General features: G+C 70.0%; 18 protein-coding genes and 2 tRNA genes. 15 read left to right on the top strand and 5 right to left on the bottom strand.

Annotation, left to right across the window (positions count from 1 at the left end; genetic code table 11):
* Positions 1 to 252 precede the first annotated feature (252 nt).
* Both folP and ABD831_RS11880 read left to right on the top strand, forming a co-directional pair.
* A complete protein-coding gene (gene folP / locus ABD831_RS11875) occupies positions 253 to 1,188 on the top strand; it encodes a dihydropteroate synthase (protein ID WP_425582818.1) in 936 nt (311 codons plus the stop codon).
* 228 nt (positions 1,189 to 1,416) lie between these two features.
* Positions 1,417 to 1,620, top strand: coding sequence for a cold-shock protein (locus ABD831_RS11880; RefSeq protein WP_030200907.1), 204 nt, complete (start codon positions 1,417 to 1,419; stop codon positions 1,618 to 1,620).
* A gap of 156 nt (positions 1,621 to 1,776) precedes the next feature.
* Here ABD831_RS11880 and ABD831_RS11885 read toward each other — a convergent pair whose 3' ends face one another.
* Complete coding sequence (locus ABD831_RS11885) at positions 1,777 to 3,345, bottom strand: LCP family protein (protein WP_344946383.1); 1,569 nt, start codon at positions 3,343 to 3,345, stop codon at positions 1,777 to 1,779.
* A 209-nt stretch (positions 3,346 to 3,554) separates the two neighbouring features.
* Here ABD831_RS11885 and ABD831_RS11890 point away from each other — a divergent pair.
* Positions 3,555 to 3,644: transfer RNA gene (locus tag ABD831_RS11890), tRNA-Ser, on the top strand.
* A gap of 229 nt (positions 3,645 to 3,873) precedes the next feature.
* Here the strand turns inward: ABD831_RS11890 and ABD831_RS11895 are convergent.
* Entirely contained in the window at positions 3,874 to 4,368 is a 495-nt protein-coding gene (locus tag ABD831_RS11895) for a DUF6328 family protein (protein ID WP_344946386.1), read from the bottom strand.
* Positions 4,369 to 4,547: 179 nt separating this feature from the next.
* Entirely contained in the window at positions 4,548 to 6,392 is a 1,845-nt protein-coding gene (locus tag ABD831_RS11900) for a phosphoenolpyruvate carboxykinase (GTP) (RefSeq protein ID WP_344946920.1), read from the bottom strand.
* 337 nt (positions 6,393 to 6,729) lie between these two features.
* Between ABD831_RS11900 and ABD831_RS11905 the strand changes: the two genes are divergently transcribed.
* From ABD831_RS11905 to ABD831_RS11960, 12 genes are all read left to right on the top strand, one after another.
* Positions 6,730 to 6,802, top strand: a tRNA-Arg gene (locus ABD831_RS11905).
* Positions 6,803 to 7,029: 227 nt separating this feature from the next.
* Positions 7,030 to 7,311 (top strand): amphi-Trp domain-containing protein, encoded by a 282-nt coding sequence (locus tag ABD831_RS11910; RefSeq protein ID WP_344946389.1) that lies wholly within the window; start codon positions 7,030 to 7,032, stop codon positions 7,309 to 7,311.
* A complete protein-coding gene (locus ABD831_RS11915; protein ID WP_344946392.1) occupies positions 7,308 to 8,624 on the top strand; it encodes a diacylglycerol/lipid kinase family protein in 1,317 nt (438 codons plus the stop codon). Before ABD831_RS11910 ends, ABD831_RS11915 begins: the two co-directional genes overlap by 4 nt.
* Positions 8,621 to 9,238, top strand: a complete 618-nt coding sequence (locus ABD831_RS11920) for a phosphatase PAP2 family protein (protein WP_344946395.1) — start codon at positions 8,621 to 8,623, stop codon at positions 9,236 to 9,238. Before ABD831_RS11915 ends, ABD831_RS11920 begins: the two co-directional genes overlap by 4 nt.
* A 63-nt stretch (positions 9,239 to 9,301) precedes the next feature.
* Positions 9,302 to 10,999, top strand: a complete 1,698-nt coding sequence (locus ABD831_RS11925) for an MFS transporter (RefSeq protein ID WP_344946398.1) — start codon at positions 9,302 to 9,304, stop codon at positions 10,997 to 10,999.
* A 4-nt stretch (positions 11,000 to 11,003) separates the two neighbouring features.
* On the top strand, positions 11,004 to 11,858 hold the full coding sequence (locus tag ABD831_RS11930) for an alpha/beta fold hydrolase (protein WP_344946401.1): 855 nt from the start codon (positions 11,004 to 11,006) through the stop codon (positions 11,856 to 11,858).
* A gap of 124 nt (positions 11,859 to 11,982) precedes the next feature.
* Positions 11,983 to 13,626 carry an AMP-binding protein gene (locus ABD831_RS11935; RefSeq protein ID WP_344946404.1) on the top strand — a complete coding sequence of 548 codons (1,644 nt, stop codon included), beginning with the start codon at positions 11,983 to 11,985 and terminating at the stop codon, positions 13,624 to 13,626.
* A 162-nt stretch (positions 13,627 to 13,788) separates the two neighbouring features.
* Positions 13,789 to 15,573, top strand: a complete 1,785-nt coding sequence (locus ABD831_RS11940; protein WP_344946407.1) for a sunset domain-containing protein — start codon at positions 13,789 to 13,791, stop codon at positions 15,571 to 15,573.
* 212 nt (positions 15,574 to 15,785) lie between these two features.
* Positions 15,786 to 17,546 (top strand): arginine--tRNA ligase, encoded by a 1,761-nt coding sequence (gene argS, locus ABD831_RS11945; protein WP_344946410.1) that lies wholly within the window; start codon positions 15,786 to 15,788, stop codon positions 17,544 to 17,546.
* 261 nt (positions 17,547 to 17,807) lie between these two features.
* On the top strand, positions 17,808 to 18,521 hold the full coding sequence (locus ABD831_RS11950) for a DUF4328 domain-containing protein (protein ID WP_344946414.1): 714 nt from the start codon (positions 17,808 to 17,810) through the stop codon (positions 18,519 to 18,521).
* A 55-nt stretch (positions 18,522 to 18,576) separates the two neighbouring features.
* Positions 18,577 to 19,296 (top strand): flavodoxin family protein, encoded by a 720-nt coding sequence (locus ABD831_RS11955; RefSeq protein WP_344946417.1) that lies wholly within the window; start codon positions 18,577 to 18,579, stop codon positions 19,294 to 19,296.
* A gap of 118 nt (positions 19,297 to 19,414) precedes the next feature.
* Positions 19,415 to 19,795: an SHOCT domain-containing protein gene (locus ABD831_RS11960; protein ID WP_344946420.1), complete on the top strand. Its 381-nt coding sequence runs from the start codon at positions 19,415 to 19,417 to the stop codon at positions 19,793 to 19,795.
* Between the two features lie 389 nt (positions 19,796 to 20,184).
* On the opposite strand, the gene xylB is transcribed toward ABD831_RS11960, so the two are convergent.
* Together xylB and ABD831_RS11970 are read right to left on the bottom strand one after the other, a co-directional pair.
* Positions 20,185 to 21,627 (bottom strand): xylulokinase, encoded by a 1,443-nt coding sequence (xylB, locus tag ABD831_RS11965; RefSeq protein ID WP_344946423.1) that lies wholly within the window; start codon positions 21,625 to 21,627, stop codon positions 20,185 to 20,187.
* A complete protein-coding gene (locus ABD831_RS11970; protein WP_344946425.1) occupies positions 21,603 to 23,120 on the bottom strand; it encodes a mannitol dehydrogenase family protein in 1,518 nt (505 codons plus the stop codon). The genes xylB and ABD831_RS11970 overlap by 25 nt, the downstream gene beginning before the upstream one ends.
* Positions 23,121 to 23,181 lie beyond the last annotated feature (61 nt).

Here is a 23,181-nt window from a genome sequence, read left to right on the forward strand (position 1 = left end):
TCCTTCTTGCTGAGCCCTGACGAACGTGTCGAAGGGCTCGGTGGTCGACCGTCATTGCGGGACGATCAGGACCGGCGGACCACCCGCGACCCTGCCGGGAGCATGGCCGGGTCGCGGGCGATGTCTGCGTCACAATGGTAACAGTTCGGCAACCATGGCCGAGACGCCCGTTGACCTTTGGCGGGGGCCGTGAGATACGACAGTGTGACCAGACATTCCGGCTCGGATCCCGCGCCTGACACCGCCGAGATCCTGAGCCGGCTGGCCCCGCTCCAGCTGCCGTCGGCGAGCCCGCTCGTCCTGCGCGGCAAGCGGTTCGACGCCGCGTCACCGGCTGTCATGGCGATCGTCAACCGCACCCGAGACTCCTTCTTCAGCGGCAACCGGCATGCCGACCTCGAGTCCGCCCGCGCGGCCTTCGTCGACGCGGTCGAGCTCGGCGCCGACCTCGTCGACGTCGGAGGCGTGCGTGCCGGTCAGGAGGGCGAGGTGGTCGATGCCGAGGAGGAGATCCGCCGGGTCGTTCCCTTCCTCCAGTGGGCCCGCTCGGAGCATCCCGACGTCCTCCTCAGCCTCGACACCTGGCGGTCGGAGGTGGCCCGCGAGGCCGACGGTGTCGTCGACCTCGTCAACGACACGTGGGCCGGCCACGACCGCGAGCTCGTCCACGTCGCCGCGGGCATCGGAGCCGGCTACGTCATCTCACACACCGGCGGCCTTCCGCCCCGCACCGACCCCGTGGACGTCACCTATGGCGACGACCCGCTCGACGTCGTGAGAGACGTCGTGCGCACCCTGGCCGACGGGGCGCTCGCGGCCGAGCGGGCCGGCATACCTCGTGAGCGGATCCTCGTCGACCCGACGCTCGACTTCGGCAAGACCACCGCGCACTCGCTCGAGGTGCTGCGGCACACGGCCGACGTCGTGGCACTGAACTACCCTGTCCTGCAGGCGATGTCGCGCAAGGACTTCGTCGGGGAGTCCCTCGACCTCCCTGCCGAGGAGCGCCTCGAGGGGTCGCTTGCTGCAACGGCCGTCGCCGCCTGGCTCGGGGCCACGGTGTTCCGCGCGCACGACGTCCGCGCGACCCGCCGGGTCGTCGACATGGTGGCCACGATCAGGGGGGACCGGGCGCCGCGACTGGCCCTGCGGGGCACCCGGAGTGACGGCGCGACGAACGGCTCCTGAACGCCCAACATCTGGTGGCATCCGAGGGGCTGAACGACGGGTATTCTGCTAGGTTCGTCGCGGTTGCAGTTGCAGTTCCTCGGCGTCGAGCAGGTGCCCGTCATCCGCAATGGTGGCGGGATTTCTTGTCGACAGCGGCGGGTTCGCCCGTCGAGTGGAGTCAAAGCGGCAGCTTGGGATGCGCGAGGTGCGTCGTTCCACACGCTAGAAGAAGGAAGAGTCACCCGTATGGCACAGGGCACCGTCAAGTGGTTCAACGCTGAGAAGGGCTTTGGTTTCATCGCCCAGGACGGCGGCGGCCCCGACGTTTTCGTCCACTACTCGGCCATCCAGTCGAACGGCTACCGTTCGCTGGAAGAGGCGCAGCGAGTCGAGTTCGAGGTCACCCAGGGTCCGAAGGGCCCCCAGGCTGACGCGGTTCGTCCGCTCTGATCAGAGGGATCTGTTCACCCTTAACGAGCGACACCGCTTCACCGCACAGTCGTTTGTGCGAAGGCCCCCCGGTCTCGACCGGGGGGCCTTCGTTTGCCCTGGATGCTCAGCGCCGAGGACGGCGGGACAGCCGACGGCGTATGCCGTGCGGCGCCGTCAGCACTGCTCGTACGGGGTCGTCGTGGGGCTGGGCGTCGACGGCGTCCGTGTCTTGGTCGACGAGGGCTTGGGCGTGCTCGTCGACGGCGTGGCCGCCGGCTTGGGCGGGGCGATGGCCTTCTTGACGAGCTGGCGCACGAGGGCGTAGTCGGGGTTGCCGGAGTAGACACCCTGGGTGGACGTGAGGGCGACGCTCGTGATCTTGGCCTTCTGCACCCGCTCGACGAGCTGCACGAAGGCAGGGAGGGACCTGGCCTGGATGTCGGTGTAGATCCGCTGCTTGAGGATCTTGGCGATCTCCGGGTAGCGCGACACCATCGAGGCGGGGTTGACCTGCTGCACGATGGCCTGCACGACGCAGCGCTGGCGCATCTGGCGGTGGGTGTCGTCGTCGGCCGCGCGGGTCCTGGCGTACCAGAGGGCGTGGTAGCCGTCGAGGTGCTGGCGACCCGGCTCGAAGTAGCCCTTGACGCCGAAGATGCGCCCGGAGGCGTCGTGCTGACCGCCGACCGTCAGCTTCGTGCCGTTGCCGCTCAGCTTGACGTTGACATCGAGTCCGCCCATGGCGTCGATGAGCTGCTGGAAGCCGTAGAGGTCGACGATGACCATCTGGTTCATCTGCAGGCCGAGGATCTCCTGCACCGCTCCGCGGATCTCCTGGCGGCCGGGCACCGAGCCTGCGGGGTAGGCCCCGGGGTGGGCCTTGGCATAGGCCTCGGCCTCGACGTAGAGGTTGGTCAGCATGCACTGGCCGGTGACGCCGGGACTGTTCTGCGAGCAGGTCGACTCCGGTTCGCCGAAGTGGCCCGACGGGTAGCGCGCGCGCAGCGGGCTGTTGGGTGCCAGGGGCGCGTAGAGCAGGTTGCGCGGCATCGAGATGAGAGCGGTGCGACCCGTCTTCGTGTCGATGCTGGCCACGATCATCGAGTCGGTGCGGATGCCCGTGCGGTCGGCGCCGGCATCCGAGCCGAGCAGCAGGATGTTGACCCGGGCCTGGTTGGCCCAGGGGTCGTCCCCCTCGGTGGTGACGTTGACTCCCGATCCCGCCGGGCCGCCTCCCGAGGCGGTGCTGCCGAAGACCTGGTTCACGGTGTCGGTCGTGATGAAGGTGTACTCGGCCACCTTGAACGTGGAGCCGGCGACGAGGAAGACGAGGACCGTCGTCAGTGCGGCCAGGGTGCGCGTGCGGGTGCGGTCCAGCCGCGTGGGACGGGACTGGACCGCAGTGAGGATGATCGAGCCGCACCAGAGGATCCCGATGACGACGAAGCCGACTGCGACCCCCTGCAGCAGCGACGGGCGCGCGACGAGGGACAGTGCGGCGTTGGTGATGCCGTCGCGCAGCACGACGTAGGCGATGACGACCCCGGTCAGCAGGAACAGCGTCAGGACCGCCCATCCGAGACGCCGGCTGCGCGTCTGGGTCAGACCTGCACCGGGTATGACCGTGCCGAGCGCGGTGAGGCCGAGCGAGCGACGGAAACCGGCCTTGAGCTGACGTCGGAGGGTCTCTCGACCGCTGGGCGCATCGTCGCGGCGTGGTCGCGGCGCGGTGGCGTCGGTCATACGATCCTCTCGGGCAGGGCAGTCGTCACCTGTCGTCCTGGGTGGGCAACCCTGCCATTGTGCACGGTGATCCTAGGAACTACCTCATCGCGCGTCGACAGTCACATGGGCGTGCCGATCAGGACCCGGTTTGGGTTGCGGTCCGCGGGCCGGTAGCCTGTGTCCGCCCGTGCATCCGGCGTCGCTTCAGCGGCCTCGTGCCCGGGCACGGAGGCGTCGCATAGTGGCCTAGTGCGCCCGCCTGCTAAGCGGGTTGAGGATAAAACCTCTCGCGGGTTCAAATCCCGCCGCCTCCGCCAACGAAGAAGGACCCCCGACACGCTTTTTCGTCGGGGGTCCTTCTTCGTTATCGAACGCGTGGGGCTCGTCAGCGACGGTGTCCCGCCGCCGACCTGAGCTGGGGGGGGGGCGACCAAACGTGGCCTCTCGACGGTCCAGAGGGGGCCAGACGTGGCCTCTCGACGGTTCAGAGGGGCCAGACGTGGCCTCTCGACGGTTCAGAGGGGCCAGTCGTGGCCTCTCGACGGTTCAGGGGGCGGCGTCCTCACGGCGTCGGCGGCGGCGCTGGGTCAGCGGGAGCACGAGCCACAGGGCGATCGCGAGCAGGGTCAGCCCGCCGCCGATCCACAGGGCGGTCGTGTGCGAGAGCAGGACGTCGAGCACGAGCACGACGCCACCGATGATGCCGACGACGAGGAACAGCAGCCCCGTGCCGATCAACGTGTCGGTGTGCCGGACGACGAAGTCCTTGAGCCCCTCACGGAACAGCATGCGGTGCATCGCGACGGGAGTCATGAAGACGAGCGTGCTGATCGCGATGGACACGAGTGTGACGACGTAGATGTCGCGCTGCAGGTCGGTCAGCGTCGTGAAGCGCTGCTGGAACGGGATGGTCAGCAGGAACGCGAAGAGGATCTGCACGCCGGCCTGGGCGATCCGCAGCTCCTGGAGCTGCTCGTTGAAGTTGCGGTCGAGTCGCTGGGCCTCGCTCTCGTCACGGGTGTAGCCGTCTGGGTCGCTCATGTCCCTCATGTACCCCACTCACGGGGCGGCGGGACACGAGCGCGTGGGCCCGGTGCCGGCGACACGGCATACGTCCTCGGGTGACGACTCGACCCATGACGGAGGGCCCGGCACCGTGAGGTGCCGGGCCCTGCATCACGTCGTCCGCCGCCCGCCGGCCAGCAGGCGGTGGACCGACCTCAGTGACCGCTGACGCGGGCCTTGAGACCGTCGAACTCGGCCCACAGCTCCGCGGGGAGCTGGTCGCCGAACTTCTCGAACCACTCCTGGATGAGGGGCAGCTCCTTCTCCCAGTCGGCCGCGTCGACCTTGAGGGCCTTGGCGACCTGCTCGGGCGTCATGTCGAGCCCGTCGACGTCGAGTGAGCTCCCGGTCGGCACGAACCCGATCGGGGTCTCCACGGCCTCGGCGTTGCCCTCGAGGCGCTCGATGACCCACTTGAGGACGCGGCTGTTCTCGCCGAACCCGGGCCAGAGGAACGAGCCGTCCTCGTCGTCGCGGCGGAACCAGTTGACCCCGAAGATGCGGGGGAGCTTGGAGGCGTCCGCGCTCTTGCCGATCTCGAGCCAGTGGTTCATGTAGTCGCCGGCGTGGTACCCGATGAAGGGCAGCATCGCCATCGGGTCGCGGCGGACGACCCCGACGGCACCGGTCGCGGCAGCGGTGGTCTCCGAGGAGAGCGTCGCGCCGATGAAGGTGCCGTGCTGCCAGTCGCGCGACTCGTAGACGAGCGGCACGGTCGACTTCCGGCGCCCCCCGAAGAGGATCGCGTCGATCGGCACGCCGTCGGGGCTGTCGTACTCGGGGGCCGCGATGGGGCACTGCGCGATCGGGGTGCAGAAGCGGCTGTTCGGGTGGGCGGCCTTCGTGCCCGCCTCGCCGTCGGCGGGCGTCCAGCTGTTGCCGAGCCAGTCGGTGAGGTGGGCCGGCGGCTCGTCCGTCATGCCCTCCCACCAGACGTCGCCGTCGTCCGTGAGGGCGACGTTGGTGAAGACCGAGTTGCCGAGCCCGACGGTCGCCATCGCGTTCGGGTTGGTCGAGTGACCCGTGCCGGGGGCCACGCCGAAGAGACCCGCCTCCGGGTTCACGGCGTAGAGACGGCCGTCCTCGCCGAACCGCATCCAGGCGATGTCGTCGCCGACCATCTCGGCCTTCCAGCCGGGGACGGTGGGCGTGATCATCGCGAGGTTCGTCTTGCCACAGGCCGAGGGGAAGGCCGCCGCGACGTAGTGGACCGAGCCCTTGGGCGAGGTGAGCTTGAGGATGAGCATGTGCTCGGCCATCCACCCCTCGTCGCGGGCGATCGCCGAGGCGATGCGCAGGGCGTAGCACTTCTTGCCGAGCAGGGCGTTGCCGCCGTAGCCGGAGCCGTAGCTCCAGATGGTCCGCTCCTCGGGGAAGTGGACGATGTACTTCGTGTCCGAGCACGGCCACTTCACGTCGTCCTGGCCCTCGGCCAGCGGGGCGCCGACGGAGTGGAGCGCCGGCACGAAGTCGGCGTCCGTCTTCTCGATGGCCCGCAGGACCGTGGTGCCGCAACGGGCCATGACGAGCATCGAGACGGCGACGTAGGCCGAGTCGGTGATCTCGACGCCGAACATCGGCTCCTTGGCATCGATGTGACCCATGACGAACGGGATGACGTACATCGTGCGGCCCTGCATGCTGCCGCGGTAGAGGTCCGTCATGATGGCCTTCATCTGCGCCGGGGCCATCCAGTTGTTGGTGGGCCCGGCGTCCTTCTCCTCGGCGGAGCAGATGTAGGTCCGGTCCTCGACGCGGGCGACGTCGGTCGGGTCGCTCGCGCAGTAGAAGGAGTTCGGCTTCTTGCTCTCGTCGAGTCGCACGAAGGTGCCGGACTCGACGAGCTGGTCGGTCAGCTCTGTCCACTCCTCGGAGGAGCCGGTGATCCAGCGGATGTCGCGCGGCTGCGTCAGCTCGGCGACCTGCTCGACCCAGGCGGACAGTCCCGCGTGCGTCGTGTGTGTCTGTTTCTCGTGGGTCGTGGTCAACTCGGGGCCCATCCCTTCGCGCGCGGTGCCGCCCGGCACCACGTCGTGCCGGTGTGAAGCTGTTCCCACGTGGATCCTGGGCAGACCCGGATCGGGCTGCAGGTGTCCACATGCTGAACAGATGACGTGATGACTTCAAGGTACGCGCCGCCGGGAGCGCCTTTGGCCCCAAGTGGGGCGACGGCCGGTGAGACGGCTCACACCCTGTCGGCGCCGCAAGAAATCCGACGACTCGTTGTCGGTTTCTTGCAGGAATTTCAGTACTCATCCGTAGGGCCGAGGGGTCGATTTCGTGGATGCGGACCCGAGGCGCTAGGGTAACTTTTCGTTCCTCCCCGTGAGGAACGACGCACCCGTAGCTCAACGGATAGAGCATCTGACTACGGATCAGAAGGTTTGGGGTTCGAATCCCTACGGGTGCACTCTGTGTTGAGACAGAACACCACACCCCGGCCGGGTCACCGGCCGGGGTGTCGTGCTTTCTCCGCAGGTCCCGGGGCATGGTGCGGGGAGGGTCCGACCGGTTCCAGGACTCATCCCGAGAAGGTGATGAGCGTTCCGTCTGGCTGCCGCATCGTCGGGGGATCACGGGCGTGGCAGGCCCGCCCTCGACGGCGGGGCCGCCCTGCCAGGCGGAAGGATGTGGACGATGGCCGACGTCAAGCTGGAGCGCAAGGAGTCGCTGTCCCGGGAGGAGGCGGCCCAGTGGCTCTCGGTGCTGTCCAAGGGTTTCGCCCGCGGGGGTGAGGTCACCCTGCCGGTGGGGGCCGCAACGGTCGAGCTGCACCTGCCCGACCGGGTGCGTGCGGAGTTCGAGGTCAAGGTCGACGGCGACGAGGTGGAGATCGAGCTCGAGTTCACCTGGTCCACGGCTCGGCGCATGGGTGACCAGGCGCCTTCGGTGTCGAGTGACGACCCCGGACCCGAATGACGGGGAGCGGGCGCCGCGCCTGGTGGGCACGTCTGGCGCTCGTCCTCGCGGCCCTCGCCCTCGGCGGGCTCGTCGCGGTGGCCGCGACCCGCGCCCTGTGGCTGTTCCTCGTGGCCGCGCTGGCGGTGGTCGTCTTCGTCGCAGCGGGGTACTCGTTCCTGGCCGTGCGGGGCTGGCGGCGCACCGTCTGCCTCGTCGTCCTCCTGGCGATCCCGACGGGGCTGGTCGTGCTGCTCGCGTCGAACGACCTGGTGCTCCCACTGCTCGCCTGCGCGGGCGTGTCCGGCCTTGCGGTAGGTGCGAGCCGGGTCGCGCTCACCCCCGAGGCCGGCGCGGAGAGCATGCCCGAGCGGGTCGTCCCGCCGCCGCGCCACCCGTTCATCGTGATGAACCCCCGCTCGGGCGGCGGGAAGGTTGCCCGGTTCGACCTGCGGGCCAAGGCGGAGGCCCTCGGCGCGGAGGTGGTCATGCTTGACGGGCCCGAGATGGTCGACGTCGCCGAGCTCGCCCGAGAGGCGGTGGCCCGTGGGGCAGACCTGCTGGGCGCGGCCGGCGGCGACGGCACGCAGGCCCTGGTCGCCGGGGTGGCCGCCGATCTCGACGTGCCGATGGTGGTCATCAGCGCAGGCACCCGAAACCACTTCGCGCTCGACCTCGGTCTCGACCGGGAAGACCCGTCGAGCTGTCTCGCGGCGCTGGGTGAGGACGCGGTGGAGCTGCGTATCGACCTCGGGGTGATCGGTGGCCGGGCGTTCGTCAACAACGCCTCCTTCGGCGCCTACGCCGTCGTCGTGCAGACCCCGGGGTACCGCGAGGACAAGACGCGCACCACCCTCGACGTGCTGCCGGACCTGCTGAGCGGCGCCAAGGGCCCGCGTCTGCGGGTGGACGTCGGCGGCCTCGTCGCGCAGCACCCGCAGGCGGTGCTGGTCAGCGACAACCCCTACGGGATCGGGGACCTGGCCGGGCTGGGCCGGCGGCCCCGCCTCGACACCGGGCGGCTGGGCGTCGTCTGGGTGACCGCCGGGAGCGCGCGACAGGCCGTCGGGATGCTGCGGGGCGCCACTCGGCACGGCCTGGTCGCCGTCACGGCCCCCGAGGTCGTGATCTCCTCCGAAGCCCCGGAGATCCCCGTGGGGATCGACGGCGAGGCGCTCGTCGTCCCCACCCCGGTCCGGTGCACCGTCCGGCCGAGGGCGCTGCGGGTGCGCGTCCCGCGAGACCGGCCCGGCGTGCCACCCCGGCGCCCGACGTGGAGCTGGGTCGAGCTGGTGCACCTCGCGTCCTTCTCGCGGACGGGGTCCCTGTCGTGATTGAGCTTCCCGAGCGTCTGCGCCAGGCCGGCCACGAGGTCCTCGACCTGGACCGCGCCGTCTACGCAGCCGTGCACGCCACACCGACGCCGCAGATCGACCTCGCGCTGGCCCGGATCTCGCGGGCGGCCGACCGGTCGCTCCTCTGGATGGGCGTCGCGGCGGCGCTCGCGGTGTCAGGGCGACGACGACGTCGGGCCGCGCTGGTGGGCGTGGCGGCCATCGGGGCCACGTCGGCGACCGTCAACCTCGTGGTGAAGCCGGGCCCGAAGCGCGGTCGCCCCTCGATCGAGGGCTCGGTCCGCACGCACGGAGTCCGCATGCCCGGCTCGCACTCGTGGCCGTCGGGCCACACCGCCTCGGCCTTCGCGTTCTCGACGGCAGTGGGAGCCGGGGTGCCCGAGCTGGACACGGCCCTGCGGCTCGCGGCCACCGCCGTCGCCTACTCACGGGTGCACACCGGTGTCCACTATCCCGGGGACGTCATGGCCGGCGCCCTGATCGGCGCGGGGATCGGTTCGTTGACCCATCACGTGGCCCGCCGCATCAAGCCGTCGCCGGTCGACGAGGGCGGCGCGGGCGGCGGACGTGGAGGTCCCGGAGAAATCGAGTGAGGACGGCGTGGTTCATCCCGTGGGGGTGACGTGGCGCTGCGGGGCGGACATCACGATGGGGACGTGACGACGACGCCCACTCGAACCGGGGCCGGCATGGTGCTCGCCCTCCTGGCCTCCGGCCAGTTCGTGATGACCCTCGACAGCTCGGTCATGAACGTCTCGATGGCGGTGGTCGCCAGTGACCTCGGCACGACGATCAGCGGCATCCAGACGGCCATCACTCTCTACACCCTCGTCATGGCGACGATGATGATCACGGGCGGGAAGGTCGGCACGATCATGGGCCGGCGCCGGGCTTTCGGCGTCGGTCTCGTCATCTACGCGGCAGGGTCGCTCACCACCGCGATCGCCCCCAACCTGGCCGTCCTGCTGCTCGGGTGGTCCCTGCTCGAGGGCCTCGGGGCCTCGCTCATCATGCCGGCGATCGTGGCCCTCGTCGCTGCGAACTTCCCCGCGGAGCGACGAGCCGCTGCGTACGGCCTCGTCGCGGCGGCCGGAGCCATGGCGGTCGCCGCGGGACCGCTCATCGGCGGCGCCGTCACGACGTTCGCGTCATGGCGCTACGTCTTCGCGGGCGAGGTCGTCATCGTCCTCGTCATCCTCGCCTTCCTGCGCAAGATGGCCGACGTGCCGCCGTCGCCGGCCCGGATCGACTACGTCGGGTCATTGATGTCGGTGGTCGGACTCGGGTCGATCGTCTACGGCGTGCTGCGGACGAGCGAGTGGGGCTGGGTCGCGCCCAAGCCGGGCGCCCCCGCCATCTTCGGCGCGTCCCCGTCGATCTGGCTCATCGTGCTGGGCTTGCTCGTGGTCTTCGCCTTCATGCGTTGGGAGAACCGTCTCGTCCGGCTCGGCGGTGAGCCGCTGCTGCGACCCGCGCTGCTGCGCAACCGCGGCCTGGTCGGTGGCCTGGCGATGTTCTTCTCGCAGTACATCGTGCAGGCCGGCATCTTCTTCGCGGTGCCACTCTTCCTCTCGGTCGTCCTGGAGCTCGACTCGCTCCAGACGGGGCTGCGCATCCTTCCGCTCTCCTTCGCCCTGCTGGTGTCGGCGGCCGGCATCCCCAAGGCCTGGCCGAAGGCCAACCCGAGGCGCGTCGTACGCCTCGGCCTGCTCTCGGTGCTCGCAGGGGTCCTGGTGCTCGTCGGCGGCATGGACCCGGGCGCCAACGCCGGTGTGGTCGCGATCCCCATGCTGCTCATCGGCCTCGGGCTCGGCGCACTGTCGTCACAGCTCGGCAGCGTCACCGTCTCGTCGGTGCCGGACTCCGAGAGCGCGGAGGTCGGTGGCCTGCAGAACACCGGCACCAACCTCGGGGCCTCGCTCGGCACCGCCCTCGTCGGGTCCGTGCTGCTGGCGACCCTGACGGCGTCGGTCGTCACCGGCATCCAGACCAACCCGGACGTGCCCGCCGAGGTCAAGTCGAAGGCGTCGACCCAGATCATCGGTGGGGTGCCGTTCATCTCCGACAAGCAGCTGAACGAGGCCCTCGCCGCGGCGGGTGTCAGCGGGGAGCAGGCGGACGCGATCGTCCAGGTCAACGCGGACGCCCGCCTGGACGCCTTGAGCAACGCCTTCGGGGTGACGGCGCTGCTCACGGTCGGCGCACTCTTCTTCACCGGTCGCCTGCCACGACGCGCACCGGGCAGCGAGGGGCCCCCCGACGACGAGGACGACGACGTGACCGGACGGGACACGGACGAGGAGTCCGCCGCCGACCAGGGGCCGACGGCAGCGCGCGAGCGAGGGCGGAGCTGACGTCGTGGCAGCGCTGGCCGAGCGCTGGACGCTGATCGACGGCGTCAAGGTCTTCTACCGGGAGTCAGCCGGCGGTCCGGGTGCGGCGCCGATGATGCATCTGCACGGCTTCGGGCTGTCCGGCCGCTACCTGCTCCCCACAGCCGAACGCCTGGCGGGGGAGTTCCACACCCTTGTGCCCGACCTGCCCGGCTTCGGCCGCAGCGGCAAGCCGCGCGAACCACTCGACGTGCCCGAGCTCGCCCATGCCGCGGCGGCGTTCCTCGACGACCGGGGCATCGACAGGGTCACGCTCGTCGGCAACTCGATGGGGTGCGCCGTCATCTGCGAGTTCGCGCACCACTACCCGGAGCGACTCGAGCGGGCCGTGCTCGTCGCGCCCGCGGGTGGGCTCCACAACCAGCCGCTGCACCGAGCCGTCCGGCAGCTGGCCCGCGACGGCATCCGGGAACCCGTGCAGCTCCTGCCGGTGGCCGTTCCCGACTACCTCAGGTTCGGCGTGCCCAGCACCGTGCGCATGTTCAGGGCGCTGACGCGCTACCCGGCGCTCGAGCGCCTGCTGGCGCTGCGCATCCCCACGCTCGTCGTGGTCGGGAGCGCCGACCCCTTGATGCCCGAGCCGCCCCGGATCCAGCAGATCGCCGGGCAGACCGACAACCACGTGCTGCTCGTGGTGATCCACGGCGCCGCCCACGCCATCAACTTCAGCCATCCCGGTGAGCTCGCGAACGTCACCCGCCAGTTCATGGCCGACCAGCCGATCCGCGACGACCCTGACTCGCCGGGCGACGCGCGCGCCTACGAGATCCACCGCGGCGTCAACCTGCCTCCCCTGACCACGACCGACGGGCCGGTCTGACCCCGACGGCGCCGACACCGTGATGTGAGTTCGCTCCACTTCCGGTCGGTCGCCTTGTGCGCGGTGGCTCCTCGGAGTTGGGTGTGGATGAGACCGTCCACCGCCCCACGCCCGGAGGCCACCGATGACCGCCGCACCGTCCCTCACCCTCGACCCGACCCTCTCGCACACCCGTGGTGAGACCGACACGCCGCTGCTCGAGATGACGATCGGCGACAACTTCGACGCGACCGCCGAGCGGTTCGGTGAGCGTGAGGCGCTCGTGGACGTCGCGCAGGGCAGGCGATGGACGTATGCCGAGCTGCGGGCCGACGTCGACCGGCTGGCTCGCGCGCTGCTGGCCGTCGGGGTCGAGACCGGCGACCGGGTCGGCATCTGGGCGCCCAACTGCTCCGAGTGGACGCTCGTGCAGTACGCGACGGCCAAGATCGGCGCGATCCTCGTGAACATCAACCCCAGCTACCGGTCGCACGAGCTGCAGTACGTCCTGAACCAGGCCGGCATCCGCTTCCTCTTCGGTGTCGAGCAGTTCAGGACGAGCAACTACGCCGAGATGGTCGAGGAGGTCCGGTCCGAGTGCCCGGCGCTCGAGCAGTGGACCTACTTCGGCACCGAGGGGTGGCAGGCCACCCTCGACCAGGCCGAGCGCGTCAGCGCGAGCGAGCTCCACGGCATACAGGCGGGACTGAAGAACACCGACCCGATCAACATCCAGTACACCTCGGGGACCACGGGATTCCCCAAGGGCGCGACGCTCAGCCACCGCAACATCCTCAACAACGGCTACTTCGTCGGCGAGCTCTGCGACTACACCGAGGCCGACCGCGTCTGCATCCCGGTGCCCTTCTACCACTGCTTCGGCATGGTCATGGGCAACCTGGCATGCACCACCCACGGCGCCTGCATGGTCATCCCGGCGCCGGGCTTCGACCCCGCCGCGACCCTGCGGGCCACTCAGGACGAGAAGGTCACCTCGCTCTACGGCGTGCCGACCATGTTCATCGCCGAGTGGAACCTGCCGGACTTCGACTCCTACGACCTGTCGAGCGTCCGCACCGGGATCATGGCCGGATCTCCTTGTCCCGCAGAGCTGATGAAGAAGCTCATCGCCGCAGGCATCGAGGAGATGACGATCTGCTACGGCATGACCGAGACGTCGCCGGTGTCGACGCAGAACCGCACCGACGACACCTTCGACCAGAAGGTCGGCACCGTCGGGCGGGTCGGGCCGCACCTCGAGATCAAGATCGTGGATCCCCTGACGGGAGAGACGGTTCCGCGCGGCACAGCCGGTGAGTTCATGACCAAGGGCTACTCGGTCATGCTGGGCTACTGGGAGCAGCCCGACAAGACGGCCGAAGCCATCGAGGACGGCTGGATGCACACCGGTGACATCGGCGTCATGCACGACGACGGCTACGTCGAGATCACCGGCCGCATCAAGGACATGGTCATCCGTGGCGGCGAGAACGTCTACCCCCGCGAGATCGAGGAGTTCCTCTACACCCACCCCGACATCCTCGATGCCCAGGTCATCGGGGTGCCGGACGAGAAGTACGGTGAGGAGCTCTGTGCGTGGGTGCGGATGAAGGACGGCGCGACGCCGCTGACGGCCGAGTCGCTGCGCGAGTTCTGCACCGGGCAGCTCGCGCACTACAAGATCCCGCGCTACGTCGAGATCGTCGACGAGTTCCCGATGACCGTCACCGGCAAGATCCGCAAGGTCGAGATGCGCGAGACCACCGCCAAGAAGCTCGGCCTCGGCTGACCTCGGTCGTCGGGGCGGGCGGGTGTCGACGGCTGCGACGAGGACCGCCACGAGGACCGCGACGACGACTGCGGCGGCGTGCTTGGTGCCGCGGGAGTGCTCCAGCGCAGTAGGTTTCGGGGGACGTGGTCGCGAGGACCCGTAATCCGTGAGGGGAATGGCATGTCCGACACAGGCAAGACGGTTCTGTGGATCGTGGTGGCGATCGTCGTCATTGCAGTGATCATCTGGTTGTTCGTCTCGGCAGGGCGCCGGCGCGAGGTCGAGGCCCGACGTTTCGAGGCGGGCGAGCTCCGTGCAAAGGTCGAGGAGCGTCGCCCCGAGGTGCAGAACAGCGAGGACCGCGCGTCGGTCACCGCAGCGATGGCAGCCGACGCGCGCGCCGAGGCCGAGCGTCGGGCCGCGGAGGCCGAACGGCAGGCCGCGGAGGCGCGTCGCCTCGAAGAGCAGGCGCAGCAGCACCGCGCCACCGCCGAGTCCGCCCGCGTCGAGCACGCGGGACTCCAGCGGGAGGCCGACCGCGTCGACCCCGACGTCCCCACGGACGACGAGGGCTTCCGGGTCGACGATGACGGCAACCGCCTGCCGGGCCAGGAGCCGCCGCGCCCGACCGGCGCCGGCTCCGGCGCCTTGGTCGGCGCCACAGGGGTGGCCGGCGCTGCCGCCGTCGGTGCCGCGGCGTTCACGAACGACGACGACGAGGACGACCTCGCCGACGCCGAGAACCCCTTTGCGCCGGCCGCGGGCGAGACGACGGACGCACGGACGGACACCGCGACGGACACGGGGACGGCCACGGGGACGGACACGGCGACGTCGACTCACGGGACCGACCTCGCCAGCGAGCAGGACCGCGAGATCGACGCGGCTGAGGCCGAGGAGTCCTCCTACGCGTCGGAGGAGCCCGAGGTCGTCGAGCCGGCCGTCGACGCGTCCTCCGCCGAGGACGACGCCGCTGCCACTCCTGCCACCCCTGCGACGGAGGACGCGACCGCGCAGGACTCAGTGGGTACTGGGAGTGCACCGGATCGTTTTCCTGACGAAAGGTCCACGGCGATGAACGACACCGACGGCACCACCGACACGAGCGCCGACACAAGCGCCGACACGAGCACCGACACGGGCACCGAGACCGAGACCGGCACCGACGGCGCGGCGGACGTGCCCGCGCCGCCCGTGGCCGACGCGGACGAGCCGAAGCAGGTCGAGGTGCCGGCTCTGGCCGAGCGCGGCGACGTGCTCGCCGACGGCGGCACCCCCGCCGGAGACCCCGGCGACCACCGTGGTCAGGCCTGGGCGACCACGCCGGGTGACCGCGGCCTCGACGACGGGGCCGGCGCCGACGACCCCGCCGACGAGGGCCTCGACGTCGACATGGCCCCGCACTCCCACGAGAGCGACGAGGACGAGGAGCTGGCCGAGCCGGCGAGCGACGACGTCACCGACGGCCCGACCTCCGAGGCGACCGGTGATTCGACCGATGACTCGACTGGCGGCGTGACCGACACGGCGTGGACCGACGCCCCCGACCGCACGGATGCGGCGGACGACGACCGTGCCGGGCAGGCAGATCAGGCCGACGAGCCGGCCGACGAGCAGGCCGACGCGGCTGCGCCCTCGGACACCGCGTGGTCCGTGGATGACCCGGAACCCGACGCTGCTGACGTCTCTGACGCCTCTGACGGGTCGGTCTCGTCCGACGAGCAGCCTGCAGCGGGTCGGCGGATGTCCGGCTTCGACGAGGTCGTCGACGGCGGCTTCGGGATCGGCTCTGCAGCGCCGATCGCCGACGGCGCCCAGCCGCTCGGCCACGCCGTCAAGGGCAAGCGTGAGGGCACGATCTTCGTCGGCCCGGACGACGCCGGCTATGACGATGTCGAGCCCGACGTGTGGTTCTACAACGAGGAGGCGGCTCGCCGCGCGGGCTTCCGCCGCGAGGGGGAGTGACCACGCCCTGACGGGGATGTCACCGCAAGCGGTTGTGGCCACGTACACGGTGTGTACGTGGCCACTCCCGACTCCGGACCCGTCCGGCCCCCGGCCATCTCGAGCACGGCGGCCCTCGGACGTGCCCCGGCACGAGGCATACGACGCCCTCGGTCGGCCCTGGGCCGAAACCGTGGCGCGGACACGCTGCGCACACAAATAGACTGGCCGGCATGGTTTCCCCGCTCGTCGCGCTCACGCCCAAGGTCCAGTCCGCGATCGCCGCCGCCCTCGGTGACGACTTCCGCGAGGCCGACCCCGTGCTGCGTCCGTCGCAGTTCGCCGACGTGCAGGTCAATGCGGCTCTGGCCCTCGCCAAGAAGGTCGGCCTGCCGCCGCGCGAGGTCGCTGCCAAGATCGTCGACGCCCTCGACCTCGACGGCGTGTGCGACTCCGTGGAGGTGAGCGGCCCCGGGTTCATCAACCTGACGTTCTCCAGCGCCTGGATCGCCGGGCTGCTGCAGGACGTCGAGACCGACGAGCGCGTCGGTGTCGCTCTCCAGCCGACGCAGAACATCCCCATCGACTACTCAGCCCCCAACGTCGCCAAGGAGATGCACGTCGGTCACCTGCGCACGACCGTCGTCGGCGACTCGATCGCCCGCACCCTGGAGCACCTGGGGCACAACGTCATCCGGCAGAACCACATCGGCGACTGGGGCACGCCCTTCGGCATGCTCATCGAGCACCTGCTCGACGTCGGCGAGGGATCGGAGGAGGCGGGCCTGCTCGTCACCGACCCCAACGCGTTCTACCAAGCCGCCCGGGTCAAGTTCGACACCGCCGAGAAGGCCGAACCGGCCGGCAGCGCAGGCGACTTCAACGTGCGGGCTCGCTCGCGCGTCGTCCTCCTCCAGGCCGGCGACACCGAGACCCTTCGGCTCTGGAACGAGCTCGTCGACCTGTCCAAGGTCTACTTCAACAAGCTCTACTCGACCCTGGGCGTGACGCTGACCGACCTGCACCTCGCTGGTGAGTCGATGTACAACGACGCCCTCCCCGGCATCTGCGAGGAGCTCGAGTCCCGCGGGATCGCCGAGGTGTCCGACGGGGCGCTGTGCGTCTTCCTCGACGGCTACACCGGCCGCGAGGGCAAGCCGGTGCCGCTCATCATCCGCAAGTCCGACGGTGGATACGGCTATGCCACAACGGATCTCGCGACGATCAAGTACCGCGTGCACGACCTCGGCGCCCATCGGGTGCTCTACGTCATCGGCGCGCCGCAGTCGCTGCACCTCAACATGGTCTGGGACACCGCCCGCAAGGCCGGGTGGCTTCCCGACGACGTCGTGCCGGTCCACGTGCAGATCGGCAACGTGCTCGGCGAGGACCGCAAGATCCTCAAGACACGGTCTGGCGCGCCGCTGCGCCTCATGGCGCTGCTCGAGGAGGCCGTCGACAAGGCGCGCACCGTCATCGACGAGACGCGGCCCGACCTCGACGACCCGTTGCGCGCGACGATCGCCCGTCAGGTCGGCATCGGTGCCGTGAAGTATGCCGACCTGTCCGTCGCGCACGACAGCGAGTACGTCTTCGACCTCGACCGCATGGTCGCGCTCACCGGCAACACGGGCCCCTACCTCCAGTACGTCGTGGCCCGCATCCGGTCGATCTTCCGCCAGGTCGGCCTCGACCCGGCGGCCCAGCACGCCTCGATCTCGCTCGGCGAGCAGCACGAGCGCGCCCTCGCCATGCACCTGCTCGGGTTCGGCGATGTCGTGGCCGAGGTGGGCGACACCTACGAGCCGCACCGGCTGGCGGGCTACCTCTTCGAGCTGGCCCAGGCGTTCTCGGCCTTCTACGAGAACTGCCCCGTGCTCAAGGCCGAGCGCGACGAGCTCAAGGAGTCGCGCCTGACCCTGTGCGCCCTCGTCTTCCGCGTCATGACGACGGGCCTGGACCTGCTCGGCCTGGAGTCCCCCGAGCAGATGTGACCCGTCGCCGACGGGTCCACGGGGGAGCGGGTGGGTGTGCTCGGCGTGTTCGGCGACAACGGTCCTGTGAGCACATCGGGTGCAGTACGTTGCGGGCGCACATCTCGTCCACAGGGGAGAACATCCATGACCCAGCCCGCAGCACCTCACGAACCTCAGGCGCCGACCGGCGCACCGCCGATCGCCACCGAAGCGCCGACTCCTCTCTCGCCGCCGGTGCCTCAGGTCCCTCAGGCACCTCAGGGCCCCGGCTCCCCGAGCATGTCGGCGCCACAAGGCATCCCGGTCGCGCCCACCGAGGTCGGCCTGACCGCCAACGGCAAGATCGTCGCGGTGCAACCGTGGCGGCAGTCCACCGCGGTGCTCGCGGTGATCGCCCAGACCTTCTTCGTCCTCGCCGCCCTCGCGAACCTCTACCTCGCCTGGTCCGACGTGCGGATCAAAGGTCTGCTGAACGACGAGGACTTCTCCGCGGTCGTCCGTGCGGCCGAGACCGCCGACGGTCTCTACGTGCCGATCCTCGTCCTCGCCGGCGCAGCCGGCATCTCGCTGCTCGTCTGGCTCCGCCGGGTCTGGACCTCAGACCGCTCGGACCACAGCCTCTACACCCGGGGCACCGGGATGGCGATCGGCGGCTGGTTCATCCCGTTCGCCAACTTCGTCCTGGGGCCGCTCGCCCTGCGTGACCTGCTCTGGGGCACCGAGCACGCGAGCCCGCTGGCCCGGCCCGGGCGTCCCACCGCGACCCCGCGTCTCGTCACCGCGCTGTGGGCCGTCATCGCCGTCAACGTGGTCCTCGGCATGCTGAGCCGCGGGGGACAGAGCGGTCTGGAGCGGCCGGAGTCGATGGACGCCCTGGTCACCTCGCTCCAGACGGCCCTCACCTACGAAGCGCTGGGTGGTGTCGGCGGCGCCGTCGGTGGCGTCGTCGTCATCCTCACGATCCGCAAGGTGATGACCTACACGCGCCGGTGAGTAGTCACATCTCCACCATTGCCCGGTCCGGCCGCAATGGAGGACAGTCGAATCCATGACCGTCACGAGCGACTGGGACTTCAGCGGCCTCAAGGCCACCTACGTCAACTGCACCCTCAAGAAGAGCCCCGAGGTGAGCCACACCCAGGGCCTCGTCGACGCCAGCGCGGCCATCATGCGCGAGCACGGCGTCACGGTCGAGGAGATCCGCCTCGTCGACCATGACGTCGCGACCGGCGTCTACCCGGACATGCGTGAGCACGGCTGGGAGAGCGACGCCTGGCCTGACCTCTATCCCGGCATCCTCGAGAGCCAGATCCTCGTCGTCGCCGGCCCCATCTGGCTCGGTGACAACTCCAGCGTCACGAAGCGCCTCATCGAACGCATCTACTCGCTGAGCGGCATGCTCAACGACCAGGGGCAGTACCTCTTCTACGGCAGGGTGGCCGGCTGCCTCATCACCGGCAACGAGGACGGCATCAAGCACTGCGCCCAGAACGTGCTCTACAGCCTCCAGCACGTCGGCTACACCATCCCGCCGAACGCCGACGCCGGCTGGATCGGCGAGGCCGGCCCCGGACCGAGCTATCTCGACCCGGGCAGCGGCGGCCCCGAGAACGACTTCACCAACCGCAACACGACCTTCATGACGTGGAACCTCATGCACCTCGGGAGGATGCTCCACGACGCGGGGGGTGTGCCGGCATTCGGCAACATGCGCTCCGCCTGGAACGCGGGGGAGCACTTCGGCTGGCACAACCCGGAGTACCGCTGACCCGTCGAACGTCGCACAGTCACCCTGTGTGGATGATGCCGCGGGGGCGCGGCCGGTCGGACGATGGCGGTGAGCACACCCGTCTGGGTCGGTGCCCTACGAGAAAGGTCGCCCTCACATGTCGTTTTGGGACATCGTCTGGTTCATGATCATCTTCTTCGCGTTCGCGACGTACCTCATGGTGCTGTTCTCGATCGTGGCCGACCTCTTCCGCGACCCCGAGGTCTCGGGCGGCATGAAGGCGGTCTGGGTCATCTGCCTGGTCTTCTTCACCTTCATCACGGCCGTCGTCTACCTCATCGTCCGTGGGCGTGGCATGAACGAGCGGGCCGCGAAGAAGTACGCGGAGGCACGCCAGGCGCAGGACGAGTACGTCCGCTCGGTCGCGAGCGCGGGGTCCTCGGCGCCAGAGCAGATCTCCAAGGCCAAGGAGCTGCTCGACTCCGGAGCCATCACCGCCGACGAGTTCGCCTCCATCAAGGCGAAGGCGCTTGCCTGAACACAGCGAAAGGCCGTGGAGCAAGCCCCAGTGAGTGTCCTCCCGGAGGCGTCGGCCGCCCCGGCCGAGCGCGTCCGGGAGGTCCGATCGCGTATGCCGCTCGCGTCGTATGCGCACCTCGACCCTTGGGTGTGCGGGACCTCGTCGCCGTCCTCGAGGACCGGGGCCGAACACGCCTCGGGGAGCTGCTGCCCGTCCGGTACGGCGGATGCTCTCCTCGGCCGAACGTCATCACGTCTTCGACCTGAGCGACTTCGACGAGACGCGGCCAGTCTCGCGATCGCCGGGCGTGCAAACGGTCTGCGCCGCAAGCGGCGTTCTGACGGGGTCCCTGGCTGGACGCGGAAGCTCCTGGGCCCTGGATCGTCCGTACGCGGGCGCGAGGCGGCTCAGACCCCGTGCATCCGCGCGACCAGGTCCTGGTAGCGCGCCACGACGTCGGCGTGCGCCTGCTCGTCCCCCGGCCGGACGGCATACTCCGAGTCGATCTCGAGGGCCCACGTCGGCGGGTCCTGCTCCCCGGACAGAGCCCATGCGGCCTGACGCGCGGCGCCGACGCCGACGTACTCCGCGGGGGCCGGCACGACGACCGGGGCGCGGAAGAGACCCGGCGCGATCTCGCGGACTGCGAGCGAGGCCGCTGCGCCGCCGATGAGCAGGATGCGCCCGACCTCGACGCCCTTGTCGCGCAGTGCATCCACGCCCGCGACGAGGTTGCACAGCATCCCCTCGACGGCGCACCGTGCGAAGTTCTCTGGCGATGCGTTGGAACGGGTCAGCCCGCTCAGGGTGCCGCTGGCGTCAGGTAGGTCAGGGGTGCGCTCGCCGTCCAGGTAGGGCAGCAGGCTCAGGCCCCCGGCGCCCGGGCTTGCCTTCAGGGCAAGGCGGTCGAGCTCGGTCAGGTCCACGCCGAGCATCGACGCGGCCGCGGTGAGCACGCGTGCGGCGTTGAGGGTGCACATGAGGGGGAGGTGGTGTCCCGTCGCGTCGGCGAAGCCTGCGATGGCGCCGGTCTCGTCGCGGATCGCCGAGTCGTGCGGGGTGAACACCGTGCCGCTCGTGCCGAGGGAGACCACCACGTCGCCGGGCTGGAGCGTCAGGCCGAGTGCGGCGCCCATGTTGTCACCGGTGCCCGCCGCGACGAGCAGGCCGCCCTCGGTGCGTCCGGCAGGCTGCGCCGGGGCGAGCACCTCCGGGACCTCGATGACCCGGCCGAAGGCACGCTCGAGGAGGTCGAGGCGGTAGTCGTCGTCGGCAGCAGACCAGTAGCCGGTGCCGGAAGCGTCTCCCCGGTCGGTGCTCCAGCGGTCGAAACCGTTGCCCTGCTGCAGGATCCGGCCGGTCAGCCAGTCATGGGGCAGCACGACTCGAGCCACGCGCGCGGCGTTCTCGGGCTCGTGCTCGGCCAGCCAGCGCAGCTTGGTCACCGTGAAGCTCGCGACCGGCACGAGGCCGACCGCGTCGACCCACGCGCCGACTCCGCCGAGCTCAGCCGTGAGGTCCCGGGCCGCGGCGGCGCTGCGGGTGTCGTTCCACAGCAGGGCGTCCCGCACGACGGTGTCGTCCTCGTCGAGCGTGACCATGCCGTGCTGCTGGCCGCCCACGGCGACGGCGGACACCCCGTCGAGGATGCCGCTGCCGCTCGCCTGCTCGAAGGCGTCCCACCACCGGTCTGGATGCACCTCGGTGCCGTCCGGGTGCGGAGCCCTCGCCGTGCGCACCACCCGTCCCGTCTCGGCGTCGCAGACGACGACCTTGGTCGACTGCGTCGAGCTGTCGACGCCGGCGACGAGCGTCCGGCCGTCGGTCACGTCGTCACCCTGGTGTTCCATGCCTGAAGCGTCTCCCGGGCGCCCTTCTCGTGCAAGGCCGAAAGTGCGTCCGTGAACACCGCAGTGAACCGCTCGTCGTCGACGAGGCCACCGAAGAGATCACGGTCGCGCAGGAACGCGAGTGGGTCGTCCCCCTGTCTCGCGGCTGCGGACATGACCTTGTGCTTGATCCGGTCGACGACCTCGATGGGCTCGCCCTGCTCGTCGACGCCCTCGGCATAGCGCGCCCAGGAGGCGACGACGAGGGCCGACCGGTCGATCTCGCCGCCCGCCTCGAGGTTGCGGTTGATGACGGGAACGAGCCACTTCGGGATGCGGTCCGAGCTCTCGGCGCAGAGCCGGGCGAGGGTGTCTCGCACCTCGGGGTTGGCGAAGCGTTCGATGAGCTCGTGGCGGTAGGCGTCGAGGTCGACGCCCGGCACCTCGGGCAGGGTCGGGCTTCCCTCGCGCTCCATGTAGCCGAGCAGGAAGTCGACGAAGAGCGGGTCCTGGCACACCTCGTGGGCATAGCGGTAGCCGGAGAGGTAACCGAGGTAGCACAGGGCCTGGTGGCTCGCGTTGAGCAGCCGCAGCTTCATCAGCTCGTAGGGGACGACGTCCTCGACCAGCTGGACGCCCGCCTCCTCGAAGGGCGGCCGGCCGTCGGTGAAGTGGTCCTCGAGGACCCACTGCGTGAACGGCTCGCAGACGACGGGCCAGCCGTCCTGCACTCCGAACTCGTCGGCCAGCCGCTCGACGTCCTCGCGCGCAGTGACCGGGGTGATCCGGTCGACCATGCAGTTGGGGAACGAGACGTGCTCGTCCATCCAGTCCGCCAGCGACGGGTCCTGGAGCCTTGCGAAGGCCGTCATCATCTTGCGCGCCACGTCTCCGTTGCCGGGCAGGTTGTCGCACGACATGACGGTGAACGGCTTCTCGCCGGATGCCCTGCGCGCGGCCAGCCCCGCGATGACGTAGCCGAAGACGGTCCGCGGCACGGCTCCGGGCTCGAGGTCGGCCCGGATCGCGGGGTCGTCGGCATCGAACTCACCGGTCACCTGGTTGACGACGTAGCCACCCTCGGTGATCGTCAGCGAGACGATGCGCGTGCGCGGGTCGGCCAGGCGGTCGACGACGGCCTGCGGGTCGTCCGGCGCGAACATCATCTCGACGATGCTGCCGACGACCCGCGCCTCGCGGTGACCGTCCGGGTGCTTCACGACGAGTGTGTAGAGGCCGTCCTGCGCGGTCAGCGTGTCGACGATGCGCCGGTCGTGGGGCAGGGCCCCGACTCCGCAGATGCCCCAGTCGAGCGCGAGGCCGTGGTTCATGAGGCGGTCGACGTACATCGCCTGGTGGGCGCGGTGGAAGCCGCCCACCCCGAAGTGCACGATGCTCGCCGTGACCTGCGAGCGATCGTAGGCCGGCACGCCCACCTCAGGCGGGAGGGCGGCATACGTGCTCTGCGACAACTGGATCGGGGTCGATGACGGCGGCGCAGGCGTGGTGGTCATGGGTCCTCTTCGTGATCTCGAAGGTACGGCGGGACGGCCCGGGCGATCATGCGGAGTCGCC

The sequence above is a fragment of the Terrabacter ginsenosidimutans genome, from assembly GCF_039539425.1.
GTDB classification, from domain to species: Bacteria; Actinomycetota; Actinomycetes; order Actinomycetales; family Dermatophilaceae; genus Terrabacter; species Terrabacter ginsenosidimutans.